The organism is Lacrimispora sphenoides JCM 1415, from assembly GCF_900105615.1.
Classification (GTDB): Bacteria; Bacillota; Clostridia; order Lachnospirales; family Lachnospiraceae; genus Lacrimispora; species Lacrimispora sphenoides.
In genome coordinates, this window is record NZ_LT630003.1 from 1331310 (window position 1) to 1347852 (window position 16543).

The 16543-nt window shown below is 43.4% G+C and carries 17 protein-coding genes; all 17 read left to right on the plus strand.

All coding sequences use genetic code 11. The features are described from left to right. The first annotated feature begins 17 nt into the window (after positions 1-17). A complete protein-coding gene (locus BMX69_RS05885) occupies positions 18-731 on the plus strand; it encodes an MIP/aquaporin family protein (RefSeq protein ID WP_100041825.1) in 714 nt (237 codons plus the stop codon). Positions 732-869: 138 nt separating this feature from the next. Further along, the gene (locus BMX69_RS05890; RefSeq protein ID WP_054790551.1) at positions 870-2306 is read left to right on the plus strand and encodes an NAD(P)/FAD-dependent oxidoreductase; all 1437 of its coding nucleotides are present in this window, start codon (positions 870-872) and stop codon (positions 2304-2306) included. Positions 2307-2324: 18 nt separating this feature from the next. Further along, the gene (locus BMX69_RS05895) at positions 2325-3590 is read left to right on the plus strand and encodes an NAD(P)/FAD-dependent oxidoreductase (protein ID WP_100041826.1); all 1266 of its coding nucleotides are present in this window, start codon (positions 2325-2327) and stop codon (positions 3588-3590) included. Positions 3591-3593: 3 nt separating this feature from the next. Next, a complete protein-coding gene (locus BMX69_RS05900) occupies positions 3594-3953 on the plus strand; it encodes a DUF1667 domain-containing protein (protein ID WP_100041827.1) in 360 nt (119 codons plus the stop codon). Positions 3954-4012: 59 nt separating this feature from the next. After that, positions 4013-4216, plus strand: a complete 204-nt coding sequence (locus tag BMX69_RS05905) for a hypothetical protein (protein WP_054790553.1) — start codon at positions 4013-4015, stop codon at positions 4214-4216. Positions 4217-4250: 34 nt separating this feature from the next. Next, a complete protein-coding gene (dhaK, locus tag BMX69_RS05910) occupies positions 4251-5237 on the plus strand; it encodes a dihydroxyacetone kinase subunit DhaK (protein ID WP_100041828.1) in 987 nt (328 codons plus the stop codon). Between the two features lie 82 nt (positions 5238-5319). Continuing rightward, entirely contained in the window at positions 5320-5946 is a 627-nt protein-coding gene (dhaL, locus tag BMX69_RS05915) for a dihydroxyacetone kinase subunit DhaL (protein WP_100041829.1), read from the plus strand. Between the two features lie 17 nt (positions 5947-5963). Further along, entirely contained in the window at positions 5964-6344 is a 381-nt protein-coding gene (gene dhaM, locus BMX69_RS05920; protein ID WP_100041830.1) for a dihydroxyacetone kinase phosphoryl donor subunit DhaM, read from the plus strand. A gap of 120 nt (positions 6345-6464) precedes the next feature. Then, positions 6465-7283: an EcsC family protein gene (locus BMX69_RS05925; RefSeq protein ID WP_100041831.1), complete on the plus strand. Its 819-nt coding sequence runs from the start codon at positions 6465-6467 to the stop codon at positions 7281-7283. A 238-nt stretch (positions 7284-7521) separates the two neighbouring features. Beyond that, the gene (locus BMX69_RS05930) at positions 7522-8337 is read left to right on the plus strand and encodes a MurR/RpiR family transcriptional regulator (RefSeq protein WP_100041832.1); all 816 of its coding nucleotides are present in this window, start codon (positions 7522-7524) and stop codon (positions 8335-8337) included. A 291-nt stretch (positions 8338-8628) separates the two neighbouring features. Further along, entirely contained in the window at positions 8629-9531 is a 903-nt protein-coding gene (locus BMX69_RS05935; RefSeq protein ID WP_100041833.1) for a PTS sugar transporter subunit IIAB, read from the plus strand. A gap of 3 nt (positions 9532-9534) precedes the next feature. Further along, positions 9535-10338: a PTS mannose/fructose/sorbose/N-acetylgalactosamine transporter subunit IIC gene (locus BMX69_RS05940; protein ID WP_025232742.1), complete on the plus strand. Its 804-nt coding sequence runs from the start codon at positions 9535-9537 to the stop codon at positions 10336-10338. Then, a complete protein-coding gene (locus tag BMX69_RS05945) occupies positions 10319-11140 on the plus strand; it encodes a PTS system mannose/fructose/sorbose family transporter subunit IID (RefSeq protein WP_100041834.1) in 822 nt (273 codons plus the stop codon). The genes BMX69_RS05940 and BMX69_RS05945 overlap by 20 nt, the downstream gene beginning before the upstream one ends. 89 nt (positions 11141-11229) lie before the next feature. Beyond that, complete coding sequence (locus BMX69_RS05950) at positions 11230-11934, plus strand: SIS domain-containing protein (protein WP_100041835.1); 705 nt, start codon at positions 11230-11232, stop codon at positions 11932-11934. Positions 11935-12012: 78 nt separating this feature from the next. After that, a complete protein-coding gene (locus tag BMX69_RS05955; RefSeq protein ID WP_100041836.1) occupies positions 12013-12768 on the plus strand; it encodes a copper homeostasis protein CutC in 756 nt (251 codons plus the stop codon). Positions 12769-13071: 303 nt separating this feature from the next. Continuing rightward, the gene (locus BMX69_RS05960) at positions 13072-14919 is read left to right on the plus strand and encodes a cache domain-containing sensor histidine kinase (protein ID WP_242941371.1); all 1848 of its coding nucleotides are present in this window, start codon (positions 13072-13074) and stop codon (positions 14917-14919) included. After that, positions 14894-16531, plus strand: coding sequence for a response regulator transcription factor (locus BMX69_RS05965; RefSeq protein WP_100041837.1), 1638 nt, complete (start codon positions 14894-14896; stop codon positions 16529-16531). The genes BMX69_RS05960 and BMX69_RS05965 overlap by 26 nt, the downstream gene beginning before the upstream one ends. The last annotated feature ends 12 nt before the right edge of the window (positions 16532-16543 follow it).

Sequence of the window (16543 nt, forward strand, 5' to 3'; positions counted from 1 at the left end):
AACAAGGGGGATACATTATGTTGCCATATATAGCAGAATTTATCGGAACCATGATTCTGATTCTTTTAGGCGATGGCGTTGTAGCAAACGTAACATTAAACAAGTCTGGTATGAAAGGTGCTGGTTCAATCCAAATTACCTTTGCATGGGGTCTTGCTGTTTTAATTCCGGCCTTTATCTTCGGTGCAGCTTCCGGTGCTCATTTTAATCCTGCATTAACAATTGCCTTAGCTGTGGATGGAAGCATGGCCTGGGGTCTGGTTCCCGGTTACATAGTGGCTCAGTTTGCCGGTGCATTTTGCGGTGCGGTTCTTGTTTATCTTCTGTTCAAGGATCAATTTGATGCAACGGAATCTGCTGCTACCAAACTGGGTGTATTTTCAACAGGACCTTCTATTCCCAATATGGGACGCAATATTTTAAGTGAAGCAATCGGTACATTCGTATTAGTATTTAGTATCAAGGGTATTTCACAGGTCAGCGGCATTGCTACCGGTCTGGATAAGCTCCTGGTATTTGGTATTATCGTTTCTGTTGGTATGTCCCTTGGCGGACTGACTGGATATGCGATTAATCCGGCTCGTGACCTTGGTCCGCGTATTGCCCACAGTGTTCTTCCGATTAAGGGCAAAGGCGATTCTAACTGGGGATATGCACCAGTTGTGATTGTCGGCCCGGTCATTGGTGCGGTTGCTGCGGTACTGCTGTATCAGGCAATTCCCTGGGCATAATATTGAGATAATCATATAACCATCCTGATCGATAATATCATATATGGATTGCGGGAGAATGGAGCGGCGCAAATAGGCGTGGAAACACGTCTTGTTTGTGCCGCTTCTGGTAATATATGAAAGGGAGGACACAAAAGTATGTATGACGTAATTATTATTGGAGCGGGTGTATCTGGCAGTGCCGTCGCACGCGAACTTTCCCGATATAAGGTGAATGCCTGCGTTCTGGAAAAAGAAGAAGATGTGTGCTGTGGAACCACCAAGGCCAACAGTGCCATCATCCATGCCGGCTATGATGCGGCAGAAGGATCCTTGATGGCCAGGCTGAATGTAGAAGGAAATCAAATGATGCCAGAGCTTTCTAAGGAACTTGATATTCCTTTTGAGCAGTGCGGGTCTTTGGTTGTATGCCTGGATGAAGCATCGCTGCCGAATCTGCAGACCCTTTATGACCGGGGCGTTAAAAATGGCGTAAAGGATCTGGAAATCATTACAGACCAGGAAAGAATCAGGGAAATGGAGCCAAACCTGGCAGATGAGGTGATTGCAGTTTTATCTGCTCCGACAGCGGGGATTGTATGTCCCTTTCATTTGAATATTGCATTGGCAGAAAATGCTTATACCAATGGCATTGACTTTAAATTTGATACTGAGGTAGAAAGTATAACGCAGATCGAAGGTGGCTGGAAGCTGGAAACAAGCAAGGGGGTGTATGAGACCCGGTATGTGGTGAACGCGGCCGGTGTTTATGCAGACCGCTTTCATAATATGGTCAGTGAATCAAAGATCCATATCACTCCCCGGCGGGGCGATTACTTTCTATTGGACAAAAACGCAGGAAAGCATGTAAAACGGACAATTTTTGCACTGCCGAGTAAATATGGCAAGGGGGTACTGGTAACTCCTACGGTTCATGGAAATCTTATCATCGGCCCAACCGCTGTTGATATAGAGAATAAGGAAGGCACAGCGACCACCAGAGAGGGCCTTGATGAACTTTCAAAGGCTTGTCTGAACGTGAAGAATCTGCCGTTTAGACAAGTGATCACCTCTTTTGCGGGCTTAAGGGCCCATGAAGACCATCATGAATTTATTATCCGGGAGCTTGATGATGCACCGGGATTTGTGGACTGTGCAGGTATTGAATCACCTGGTCTTACCAGCAGTCCGGCAATCGGCAAAATGGCAGCAGAAATTTTACGGGAAAAGCTGGATTTAAGCGTAAATCCTGATTTTAATGGAACCCGCAAAGGAAACATTGATTTAGATACTTTGTCAAAAGAGGAGAAAGCTGCTCTGATTGAGAAAGAACCGGCATATGGAAATATTATCTGCCGCTGCGAAATGGTAACGGAAGGGGAGCTTTTAGACGCCATTCACCGGCCCTTGGGTGCCCGAACCTTAGATGGTATCAAACGCCGGACCAGGGCAGGAGCAGGACGCTGTCAGGCAGGTTTTTGCATGCCTAAAACAATGGAGATTCTTCACCGGGAACTGGGTATTCCCATGACTGAAATAACGAAATCCGGCGGGAATTCACAGCTGTTAGTCGGATATAACAAGGACAGAATATAAAAAGGGGGCGCGCTACGGATGAAAGAATATGATATTGTGATAATTGGCGGCGGACCTGCTGGCCTTGCTGCGGCGATTGCGGCCCGGGATAACGGCTCTGAAAGCATATTGATCCTGGAAAGGGATAAGGAGCTCGGGGGGATATTAAATCAGTGCATTCATAACGGTTTTGGACTGCATACATTTAAGGAAGAATTGACAGGACCGGAATATGCGGCTCGTTTCACGGAACAAGTAGAAAAACATAAGATTGAATATGTTCTAAATACAATGGTTATGGAAATCAGCTCTGACAAGGTGGTTACGGCAATGAACAGGGAGGAGGGACTGTTTGATATCCAGGCCAAGGCGATCATCCTGGCCATGGGATGCAGAGAACGCTCCAGGGGGGCGCTCAATATACCTGGATACCGGCCGGCCGGTATTTTTTCAGCCGGTACAGCACAGCGTCTTGTTAATATGGAAGGCTACATGCCCGGGCGAGAGGTAGTGATTCTTGGATCCGGTGATATCGGATTGATTATGGCCAGACGACTGACTCTGGAAGGAGCCAGGGTTAAGGTGGTGGCTGAAATCATGCCATATTCCGGAGGGCTTAAAAGGAATATTGTCCAGTGCCTGGATGATTATGGAATTCCGCTTAAATTGAGCCACACGGTAGTCGAGATCAGAGGCAGGGAGCGGCTGGAGGGAATTACTCTGGCGGCAGTGGATGACAGGGGGAAACCAATTGCCGGAACAGAAGAGGAATATTCCTGTGACACCTTGCTTTTATCGGTCGGACTGATACCGGAAAATGAACTCTCCGGTGCCATGGGAGTGGTTTTGAATCCGGTCACATCAGGCCCGATTGTAAATGAAAGTCTGGAAACAAATGTGGAAGGAGTCTTTGCCTGCGGAAACGTGCTTCATGTGCATGATCTGGTGGATTTCGTTTCGGAAGAAGCTGCTGCAGCCGGAAAGAATGCTTCAGCATATGTGAAAAACGGGACGCAGAAAACGGGCGGCCGGGAAATCAGTCTTGAGGGTACTGATGGGGTCCGTTATACGGTTCCAAGCACGATTGACCCAGAACGTATGGAGGCAGCTCAAATTGTCCGGTTCCGGGTTGGAAATGTTTATAAAAACTGTTATATCGGTGTATACTTTAATAACGAGAGGGTATTGCATCGGAAGCGGATGGTGATGGCACCAGGAGAAATGGAAGAAATAAAGCTGGAAAAAGAAAAGTTACTGTTGCATCCGGATGTTGACAGGATTACAATAAGGATAGAGGAGGCATAGGTCATGGAAAAAAGAGAACTTATCTGTATCAGCTGTCCTATGGGCTGTCCTCTGACCGTGGAACTGGAAGGCGGGGAAATCGTGAACATTACAGGAAATACCTGTAAGCGAGGTGAGGTATATGGCCGAAAGGAAGTTACCAATCCCACAAGGATCGTCACATCCACCGTGAAGGTGGAAGGCGGTAAATCCGACATGGTATCGGTAAAAACCAGAGAGGATATACCCAAAGATAAAATCTTTGAATGTGTAAAAGCACTCAAAGGCATCACGGTGAAAGCGCCTGTCCGGATCGGCGATGTGATCCTTCCTGATGTGGCAGGAACAGGAGTAGATATCGTAGCGACGAAAGAGTGTAGATGACAATGGGCCTTTTTGAAGCTCTGTGTTGCTGTGAATGATTAGTCGAAGGAGGACTTTCTATGAAGATTAAGAAAATGGATATCAACAATATGAACGGATTAACCGAAGATGAAGATACAACCTGCGGCTTGAATGACATGAATTGTCTTGGAGAAGAAGAGGATAAAACCTGCGGTATCAATGATATGAACTGCTTAGAGGATGAAGAAGAGGATACAACTTGCGGCTTAAATGATATGAATTGTTTGGGTGAAGATGAATAAATTCATAATATAACGAATGGACAAGGGGGTTCTTATGAAAAAATTTATCAACGATACGGTATTGGTGGAAGAACAGATGATTTTAGGGATGGTGAAGGCTTATCCCGGGCATTTGAAAAAGCTGGATTGCGGTAATGTTGTTGTGCGGGCCGAGAAGAAAGAGGGTAAGGTAGCTTTGATCAGCGGCGGCGGAAGCGGGCATGAACCGGCTCATGGCGGTTTCGTCGGAACCGGAATGCTGGATGCCGCAGTTGCGGGTCCGGTCTTTACCTCCCCGACTCCGGATCAGATCTATGAGGGCATTAAAGCGGTTGCTACGGATGCTGGTGTACTTATGATCGTTAAGAATTATACCGGTGATGTCATGAACTTTGAGATGGCCGCAGAGATGGCGGAGATGGAAGGCATCACCGTGAAGCATGTTGTCACGAATGATGATGTGGCAGTAAAGGACAGTCTTTATACGATCGGCCGCAGAGGAGTGGCAGGGACAGTCTTTGTGCATAAAATAGCCGGTGCTATGGCCGAGACTGGTGCAGATCTTGATAAAGTGCAGGCAACTGCGCAAAAAGTAATTGATAATGTAAGAACGATGGGAGCAGCGATTGAACCTTGTACGGTACCGGCAGCAGGGAAACCGGGATTTACTCTTTCCGATGATGAGATGGAAATCGGAATCGGCATCCACGGAGAGCCGGGAACCCATAGAGAGCCGGTTAAAAAAGCGGATGAGATCGTTGATATGCTGCTGAGCCAGATTCTTGAAGATATCGATTATGCAGGCAGCGAAGTAGCAGTTATGATTAATGGTGCCGGCGGAACACCGCTGATGGAGCTTTATATCATTAACAATCGGGTTTCTGATGTTCTGGCAGAAAAAGGTATACGGATACATAAAACCTTTGTCGGAGAATATATGACCTCCATCGAGATGCAGGGCTTTTCAATCTCCCTTCTTCGTCTGGATGATGAAATGAAGCAGCTTTTAGATGCGGTCGCAGATACGCCTGCTTGGAAATAAAGGGATATTTTTTGTGTTTTTTCAGTCCCCGCTTATTGCGGGGACTTTATCAATGTAAATATGGATCAGAAAGGTGGTTGCCATGGCAGACAGTAAAAAGGTATTAGAAATCTTGAAAGCAATCAGTTTAAAAATGGAAGAACAAAAGGATTATCTTACGGAACTGGACCAGCCGATTGGAGACAGTGATCACGGTATTAACCTGGCCCGTGGTTTTGCTGCGGTAAATGAAAAGCTAACCGGTCTGGAAGGCAAGGATATCGGGACTATATTAAAGACAGTAGGTATGACGCTTGTTTCGACTGTCGGCGGGGCATCTGGTCCGTTATACGGATCTGCTTTCATGAAGGCTGGACAGGCCATGGCTGGAAAGGAAGATGTAGACATCACCGATTTTCTGACGGCCATAAAGATTGCCATCGAAGCAGTAGAACAGCGTGGTAAGGCAGTGGTGGAGGAGGCGACCATGCTGGATGCTATGGTGCCGTCCTATCAGGCTATGGATCAGGCTGCCCAGGAAGGGAAAACAGTTGGGGAAGTTCTTAACGCAGGAGTCAAGGCAGCATGGTCAGGAGTGGAGCATACAAAGGATCTGATTGCCACCAAAGGCCGGGCCAGTTATGTGGGTGAACGGGGCCTGGGGCATCAGGACCCGGGGGCTACGTCTTATTCTTTTATGCTGGAAGTGATTTCTAAAGTAGCAGGCTGAAGGGAGGTGTATCATTGATGGTTGGATTAGTCATCGTATCTCACAGTGATTCGCTGGCAAAAAGTGTTGTGGAGCTGACAAAAATCATGGCATCCAATGCGCAGATTGCCCCGGCAGGCGGGCTAGAAGACGGAAGCTTTGGCACCAGCTTTGAGAAAATCCAGGCTGCGATTGAATCTGTTTATACCGACGACGGAGTGTTGGTGCTCATGGACATGGGCAGTGCCGTCATGACCACTGAGATGGTAATCGAAATGCTGGACGACAAAAAGGTGGAAATGGTAGATTGCCCATTAGTGGAGGGAGCGGTTGTAGCCTCCATAGATGCGGCTGCCGGAATGGATTTTGAAACGATTAAGGGAGATCTTGCGAAAGTAGGAGGGACCAGGAAGTTTTAAATATGGCAATAAGAGAGCTATGAACCACCGAAAAAATGGTAACATAGCTCTTTTTGTATGATCAATGATTGATCAAGTAATCTTAAACCAAGGACTCACGGAAAGGGGAGGCTGACATATATGAGACGGCAATTCGATAAGCAGGTGAAGCAGATAAAAAAAGAAGAAAATAAATTGCTTAACAAAAAGGAAAATCCATTATTAAAAGCTTCCATAGAGCCTGTTGCTGATAAAATTCAAAGTTATATTCCAAACAAATTGAAAACGGCCCTGGAGACGGCATTCTATAAAGGCTTCCGGTTGGTTTTTGAAAAAGGGTATATTTATATAGAGAAAACTTATGATAAAGATAAGATACAGTTGGAATATGATTTAAATAATTATGCCATTGACAAAGTAACCAAAAGAAAATATCTGAAACGCCTGGACCGGCATTCCAAGCAGTCCCAGATGTTTAATTCTTCCATTTCTGTACTGGAAGGAGGAGTTTTGGGTGCATTGGGAATCGGCTTGCCAGATATCCCGCTTTTTTTATCCTTGGTCATGAAATCTGTTTATGAAATTGCTTTAAGTTATGGATATCATTATGAAACAGAGGAAGAAAAAGCTTATGTCCTGCTTTTGATCTGTACTGCAATGGCGAAACAGGAGCAGCAGAAAGAATTCTATCAAAAACTTGAAAAATTAGGCGAGGACATCGATTATAAAATTATTCCGGAAATTGACTTGGAAGAACTTATAAAAACCACAGCTGGAATCCTATCAGAGTCATTATTAGTCGCAAAATTCATTCAGGGAATCCCATTGATAGGAGCGGTGGGTGGCTTTGTAAATTATAACATCATTCGTAAGATCAGCAAATTTGCCGGTGTGAAATATAAAAAGAGATATTACATGAATAAACAAAAAAGTGCTGCCATCAAGCGGGACACTGAATAATTATAACTTTTAGGGTTTGGGTCCTGCCCGATGATGAGGGAAAATATTAAAGCCGGGATATACGGTAGATGTTTATTTTACAGATAAGGAACCGGAAGTAAAAACCAATAAAGAGCTTCCCGGGACACGGAAGAATATTCGGTGAAAGCCGAGGATAAAGAAGTTGACAAATTTGGAATATACAATATACTTACTATAAAAGAAATATAGACATTTCTTGCATTGGGGATGATGATGGATGTATATTGTAGCTTATCGTTTGTTAAATTTACTGAATGACTGTGAGTTTGGTTCTACGGATGCACATATCGCGAAAAATCTGCTGGATATGATATACGAGGTTGAATTTATACCGATTGACCAGGTCGCGGCAAAATGCCACATTTCCAAGTCAACACTTTCTAAATTCATAAAGCGCCTTGGTTTTGAGGATTACAAAGAGTTTAGGGATAATGTGAGGAATGAGAAGAAAAGAAGCAGATATACCGGAAACGAACAAAAATTGTCGATGAACGAGTTTATTGAAGCACAAGGAATTGAACGATATTTGAATATCCTTTCTGGTGATATTAAGAATTTTCTGTCCGGAATTAGTATGGAGCAGATTCAAAAACTGGCAGAAGCAATTTATGATTATGATAAAGTTGCTGCATTCGGAGCCGTTTATTCGGAAACGGTTGCTATGGATTTTATGTATATGTTTGCCGAGGAGAGGAAATATATAAAAACAAATCTCTTTGATACAAAGCAGGAACAATTTATTAATCAGGCGGATGAGGATACTCTGATTATTATATTTTCTAATTCGGGACAGTACATCTATCGGGATGGGCTGAAAGCTTTGAATTCATCCAAATTATTTATCAAAAAAACCAAGGGCCGGATAGCACTTATTACTTCGAACAAAGAGGCTGCATATGACCCCTGTATCACGTACCCGGTCTTATATCACTTAACCACGGATGTGCAGAATCATCTGATTGTTGAACGTATCGTCGTGAATCTGATTGTGGACAGCTACAGAAAAGTCAGGAAAGAGAAAAGAGAAAAATAGATGAACCGATAAAAGACAGACTTTCATGAAGAGTCTGTTTTTTTGTTAGAAATAACTAAATTTTGTTTGAATTATTAAGGTGAAGTTGCTAAAAAAGTTTCCAAAAAGCGAAATTCAAAGATTTTTGAAATGATTTTATTTATAATGAGTTGCAAGTTGTTATGCATCATAAGTTGTTAAATTTAGTCATGAAAGGAGTTAGAGATGTACGAGGGCTATCAATAGCCGTAGAATTATGGGGAGGGTGACATTGCCAATAAAAAGATAGTGAAAACGTTAGGAGGAAGGGATATGTATTTTATTATTGCTTCGCATGGCGAATATGCCGAGGCCTGTAAAAAGAGCTGCGAAATGATTACTGGAGCAGCACCCCAGTTTTCAGTAGTGACTTTTACAGAAGAAATGACGAAAGAATCGGTTGAGAGTGCTTACAGAAAGATTCTTGAGGAAAAAGGAGCAGAACAGTGTCAGGCGATTATTACTGACATAAAGGGGGGGACGCCTTATAATGCAGCAATTGCCATAAGACATGAGTATCCATCTGTTGCGCTGGTATCAGGACTATGTCTGGGCATGCTGATTGCATTGAATGTAGGTGATACGCTGGAGAATGCGATTGAACAGTCAAGGGAAATAATTACCGGAGAAGGGGTATCTGCCGCAAAACAGACTACGAAAGCAGTTGTATCTGCTGAGCCGGTGGAAAATAACGGGATTGTGAATTTCAGGCTGGATGAACGTCTGATTCACGGCCAGGTGGCAACCTTCTGGACGCGTACTCTTGGCGTTACAAGAATTATGATAGTAGACAACAATATCCTGATTGATGAAATTGGCAAAAATGCTCTGCAGGCAGCAGTTCCGTCAGGGATCAGGCTAAGCGTCCTGTCAGTAGCGAATGCAGCGAGGAGGCTGAACAAAGGTGCGTACGCAGGACAGAGAGTATTCCTCATAGTAAGGAGGACGGATACAATCCGTGAGTTACTTGATGCAGGGGTCAAAGTAAAGGAAGTAAACATTGGAAACATGGGAGTGAAAGACGGACGGAAGCAAATAACGAAATCCGTATACTGCACGAAGGAAGAAATTAAGGACATTCTGGATATAGAGAAATCCGGCGTGCAGGTATATGCCCAGATGGTACCGAATGACGATAAGAAGAAATTCACATCTTTTTTAAACAAGGAGGCATAGAGAATGGGAATTCAAGTGTGGCAGATTCTAGTATTGACATTATTAGCTTTCTTTTTTATTTGTGAGGGCTTATCCACCTCTATATTTGCAAACCAGCCGGTTATCATTGGAACAATTACCGGTATTGTTATGGGCGACATAGGAACAGGGCTGGCAGTAGGGGCGACTCTTCAGCTGATGATCCTTGGAGTAGGTACATATGGAGGGGCATCCATACCAGATTATGTAACTGGTGCCATGATTGGGACCGTATTTGCAATCACATCGGGAAAGGGAATGGAGTTTGGTATGGGACTGGCGGTGCCTGTAGGACTTTTGATGGTACAGCTTGATGTCCTTGCAAGATTTTCCAATGTGTTCTTTTCCAAAAGAGTCGAGGCAGCAATAGAAAGATTGGACTTTAAGGGGATTACAAGGAATACATGGCTGGGCGCTTTTTCGTGGGGGCTTTCCAGAGCGATTCCGGTTTTCCTGATGTTAATTTTCGGGCAGAACCTTGTAAATGCCATTACAGAGTATATGCCGGAATGGTTAATGAGCGGTCTGTCAGTTGCAGGAGGACTGCTTCCTGCTGTGGGCATTGCAATCCTGCTTAGATATCTTCCTGTTAAAAATTACATTGCTTATCTGCTCATTGGATTCATTGCAGCAGCGTACTTGAAAGTACCTATGGTTGGTGTAGCAATCATGGGAGTTGCATTAGCAATCATCGCATTTAAGCAGGAGGCGGCGAAAAACCAGAACGTTGTTGTAGTAAATCAGGGTGCAGTTCAGGAGGGATTGTTAGATGGAGAATATGAAGACTAATCAGGAAAAGATTACAAGCCAGGATATAAACAGTGTAAGCAAACGATGGATTCTGGCATCACAGATTACATGGAACTATGAAAAGATGATGGCAATAGGCTATCTATATTCCATTCTCCCGGTTCTGCGTAAATTATATAAAAAAGATGATGAATTAAAAGCAGCAATGAGAAATCATGTGCAGTTTTTTAACACGACTCCCCATATGGGCGGATTTATACTGGGCATTGATATTGCAACAGAGGCAGAAGGAAAAAACAGCAGCACAGATGGGGTTGAAACGGCAAATGGCATTAAAACAGGTCTGATGGGGCCTTTTGCAGGCGTCGGTGATACCATATTTGGAGTCCTGATACCGACGATTTGCGGTTCCATAGCCGCATATATGGGACAGCAGGGGAATGTGACAGGTGTCGTTATCTGGATATTGGTTAACATTGCAATCATGGCATTCCGTTATATCACAGTTGGAATTGGATACAGAGAGGGAACAAAATTAATTGTTTCTGCAAAAGATAAACTGGATGCATTGACAAGTGCGGCAACACTGCTTGGTATTACCGTGGTCGGTGCTTTGATTCCGACTGTAGTAAATGCGAATGTTACAGCAACGTTTATATCTGGTGATGTCACTTTGGCAGGACAGGACATTTTAGACCAGATCATGCCAAGCCTTGTTCCGGTTCTGGTTGTAGCCGCGATCTATGTTTTACTTGGTAAGAAAAAGATGACCTCTACGAAGGCAATCTTGATTGTTATGGCAGCATCCATCCTATTTGCTGCAATTGGATTTTTGGGATAAACAGACAACATATCGTTTCCGGCAATGGGCAGAAATGTTCCGGTCAGGGAATGGTGGATAAATTAAATGATACAGTTAGGAGAGATATTATGGGATTAGAGTTTTTTAACAAATCAAAAAAGATTATGGAACAACTGGAGGCAGCAGAACAGGAGCACATTCATGAGGCGGCCATATTAGTTTCTGATTCTATCAGAAACGGAGGAATCCTGCAGGCATTTGGAAGCGGGCATTCCTATGCAGGTGCAATTGAAGTATGCGGAAGAGCCGGAGGCTTGATACCAAGCAAGCTTATCCGTGACAAGGCGGAAGGAATGTATGAGAGTGTGGAAGGAAATGCTCCGTTTTTAATGCGGCAGGTGAACATAGGAGAGAATGATATTTTCATTCTGATCTCTAACTCCGGCAGAAACCCATTCGCAATAGAAATGGCTGATTACATAAAGAAAAAAGGCAACAAGCTGATCGTAGTAACTGCACTGGAAGTATCAAAAAGCTCAACTTCCAGACATTCTTCCGGTAAGCTTTTATATGAGTTCGCAGATGTGGTTTTGGATAACCATTCCACATTTGGGGATGCAGCCCTGGAAGTTGAAGGGTTGGACTACAAAGTTTGCGGAACCTCCTCACTCAGCACATGCCTTCTTTTGCAGCAAATGATTTATGAAGCGGTACAAGATATGATAGCAAAAGGATATGAGCCTCCGGTTTACAAGAGCGCTAATATTGACGGAGGAAGAGAATTTAATAATACTCTTGAACAGAAATATGCAGATAGAATCTGGCATATTTAAAAACAAAGAGTGATAACAGCGGTTGAAGAGGCGAGCGAGTTTTTGATATAATAAAAATTCTGAGAGTATGAGGTGATTATGAAACATCCGGTATTAGAAGTATGTACAGATTGTGTGCAGTCTGCGGTAAATGCGGATCACGCAGGAGCAGACAGGATTGAGCTTTGCAGCAATTTGGTAATCGGCGGTGTGACTCCAGGAATGGCGCTGTTTAAGCTGGTAAAAAAATATACGGATATAAAAGTCCGTGTCCTTCTGCGTCCCAGATACGGTGATTATTGTTATAATGCTTATGAATTTGAACAATTAAAAGAAGAAGTACAGATGTATCGTGAGTTGGGAGCTGACGGTGTGGTAATGGGAATCTTAAAGCCGGATGGCAGACTGGACGGGGAAAGAATGTCCGAACTGAAAAGATTAGCCGGAAACATGGACACTGCACTGCACAGAGCATTTGATGCCTGCATAAACCCAATGGAAACGATGGAACAGGCAGTTTCTTTAGGAATAAAAACCATTTTGACTGGCGGTCAATGTGGAAATGCATGGGATGGCAGAGAATTATTAAAAGAGCTTTATGAGAAAAGTGCAGGAAGAATCGAAATCCTGGCAGCAGGAGGAATTAATGCTGAAGTAATGGATAAATTAATTCCGCTTACCGGAATCACCTCTTTTCATATGTCCGGTAAAATTGAGGTGGACAGCATGATGACATATCGAAAAGCAGGAAGCAGCATGGGGCTTCCTGAAAGAGATGAATATGCCCTTTGGCAGACATCAGAGGAAAAAGTAAAACAGGCTGTTCAAGTTTTAAAAAATGTTTCGAAAAAGTAAAGCGGAATAGAATTCCGGCAGGGGCTGTGTGCTGATTATTTAGCACACAGCCTTTTGAGTTAATAACAAATTGCGAATTACTGGCTATTCAAAGGAGGTCGTAGACAGAATTGCTTTTTATATAAATCTGAAATAAAATCAATTAAAACATACCGGGTTTAAAGCGAAAATACCAAGTGGGGGTGACGAAACGTTTTCATATTTAAAAAAATGCCCATCTTTGCAGGAAATAAAATATTTGCTATAATAAAAATTACCATATTTCAAAATGCAATCGCGACGGATATATGGAGCTTCATATAAATGATACCGGAAAGAGGAAAAGGAATGAAAAAGCCTTCTAAATTATCTGTTCGGATGTTTCTATTGTTACTGCTATGTGTGGTCATGCCTTTGGCAGGGACCTGTATTTACGTACGAGTCAGCATGGAACATTTTATCCAGGAAAAGCTGAGTGAAAAAGTTATTCAGAACATTTCAAGGGGAGAACGGAATATCTGCGATAATTTACAGAACATAGCCGCTCTGACCAACGTCTTTGTATATGACGAAGAACTGCAAAGGCGTATTACAGATTCCAATACGTCTGAATATGACAACACAAAGTACTTTGACCAGATGATACATAAGCTGAGCATTGCCAGCGGATTTGATTTCGTTCAGGATATGAAGATCATTCTGTTTGATGATTACAGCAGGATATACTCCAACTGGAGCATGAATTACCAGGATTACCAGTTTCTCCTGGATCAGGATTGGGTGAAAAAGAGCAGGGAGAACAATGGGCATATTGTATGGGCTATGTTTAATCCGGCCTATATTATTGGTGAACAGAAAGATCAGACCTACATTTCTCTGGCAAAATCCCTGCTCAATGATTATACAACGGGTAATGTCATAGGAACGCTTATCATCAGCATTGACCAGAAAAAATTCAGCGACCTTTTGATGGAATACGCCTATGCCGGTGACATGGCTTATGTCTGTGTGGGAGAAGGAACTGTGCTAATGCAGAATGACACCCAGGGGCTCATTCATGAAGAGGATATAAGGAATCTGTTCCGGGAGACGGAGAAGAAAAAAAGCGGGAGCCTGCGGTATCAGTCTGCAGGAGGAAACTTTCTTATAAGTTATTACACCATACCAAAGCCGTGGGTATTTAACGATCAGCAGATGAAAGTCTTTCATTTCACCAATTATCAGGAAGTGACCAATCAGGTGGAAATGATCGGGAGCAGGATGAATCTGATCATCCTGATCGTCATATGCGCGCTTGTCTTAATTCTGTATCTTTCCATCAGGATGCTGGTTAAGCCCATTGTAAAACTCAGCGGCCAGATGGAAAATTACACGCTGGATATGGATTTAAAAGATATCGATATGAATCGGTCCGATGAGATCGGCCAGTTAAACCGCTCCTTCCGGCAAATGTCCATTAACATCCGCCATTTGTTTGAAGAGCTTAAAAATGAGCACGAGATAAAGGAAAAATACCGGTATGAGTCTTTGCGGGCACAGTTAAATCCCCATTTTCTATTCAATACCCTGTCTACTATCCGCTGGATGGCGATCATAAGAGGAGCGGATAATATCGTAGATGGAATTGATGCTTTGGCCCATATATTAAAATACAGCATGAGCAGGGAAAACTGCCTGGTAACGGTGGCGGAAGAGGTGGAGAATATCAGGAATTATCTTTATATCCAAAACTGCCGCTACGGAAATCACTGCAGGCTGGAAATGGAACTTGAGGAAGACATCATGAATTTGAAAACAGCTAAATTTATCCTTCAGCCCATTGTAGAAAATGCTATCATTCATGGATATGACAAGGAAAGGGAAGAAATCCTGATCAGGATTTACGGATCTGCAGAGGAGGACAGCCTTAACATATATGTGGAGGATGACGGTGTAGGTATTTCCCCTAATGTTATCAGGCAATTTGAGGCCTCCAGAGAAGGCCGGATAAAGGAAAGCAAGCTGACAGGCATCGGAATCAAGAATGTGGATGAGTATATCCGAATTACCTTCGGCAATGAGTATGGGCTGACCATAGAAAGTCTTAAAACAAGAGGGACGGTGGTATTGTTCACACTTCCGGTAATCAGAGAGGAGAAATCAGGGGATGAAAAGGGTGATGATTGTAGATGATGAGGTTTTGGTGCGCCTGGGAATCCAGTCATTGATCAAATGGGAAAACTATGGATACCAGATTGTCTGTGATGCATCGGATGGGGAAGAGGCACTTCAAAAGATCAGACAGTACCAGCCGGATATCGTTCTTACGGATTTAAAGATGAGCCCGGTGGATGGCTTTGAGCTGATCTCTGAGTGCAGGGAAAAACATCCTCACATCCAGTTTGTTGTCTTAAGCAGCTATAATGATTTTGACAATGTAAGAAATGCCATGAAAATGGGGGCGTTTGATTATGTTTTTAAATTGACGGTGAAGCCGGAGGAACTGCTGAAAATCATGGATGAAGCCACCTCCTCAGGGAAAGGGACCGATACAGCCCAGGAAACCACTGCACTGGCGGAACGGAATCTGGAAGTCATAAAGAAGGGACTGTTTAAAAGGATTTTAAACTCTGAAACCTTTTTGAAGAAATATTTAGAGGAACTGATGAGACTGCCTCTTTCCGTAAATTTTGACCATCCGTTCCATATTCTCTCCATTACCATCGATGATTTTAAGGTGGTGAGAAAAAAGGGGGATTTTATGGATTTAGAGCTCCTGATATTTACCATGGAAAATATCCTTAGTGAGTTGTTCAACCGCCATCACCGTGCAGAAGTGTTCCAATATGGGGAATATGATTTTGCCGTGGCAGTAAACCTGGAAGAAAATCAGGATCATAAGGCCTTTTTTACAGCAATGGAGAAGGAGTTCGGCATCTTTTTAAGCTGCGCCAGACAGTATTACGGTCTGGAGGTAAGCGGAGCATTGAGCAGGGAATGTACGGGGATCAAAGGGTTAAAGGAGGCCATTGCTCAGAACCGGGGTACATTAAATATGCGCTTTTTTTCGGAACCTGGAAAGCTTCATCCATACGAGAGGAGCGTTAAGGAAGAGGCGGTTCTTCCGGCTGAGTTTCACAGCTCTGTTTTAGAACGTCTGGCGGCGGAACACGACTTTTTCGGGATGAGGAAGTTTCTGGAGGACTTATTTGAATTCCTGAAAGAAAAGAACCGGTGGGAGCCTGAGGAAATCCGTTATCTTTTAAGAAAGGCCTATGGAACCCTGGCAGCCTCCTTTGCCCGCAGCAGAGCCGATATAGATCTGTTCCTGGATAAGAACGGAATAAACATGGAGGCATCCATCAATGATTATACATATCTTGAAAAAATCAGGCAATCCGTACTGGAATTGCTGGAACAGTATAAAAAGGAGTATGAATCAAACAGCGGCAGAATATTGAGAAAAGAGGTTGCCGAAGCAAAGAGTTTTGTCCGAAGTCATATGAAGGAAGAACTGCAGGTTGCAGAAATTGCGGCTATGGTGAACATGAGCGGCAGTTATTTTTCCCACGTATTTAAAAAGGAGGAAGGGATTAGCTTTTTGGAATATGTATACCGGGTGAGAATGGAGCATGCCAGATACTTACTGGAAAGCAGCGATTTAAAGATAAATGAGATTGCAGATGAGGTTGGAATCTTTAATCCCAATTATTTCAGCACCCAGTTTAAAAAGAGCGTGGGACAGTCTCCTTTGGAATATCGCCAGGCTTGGTTAAAGAAAGCGGAGGAAAATAGCAGAATATGAAAGAAAAACAGC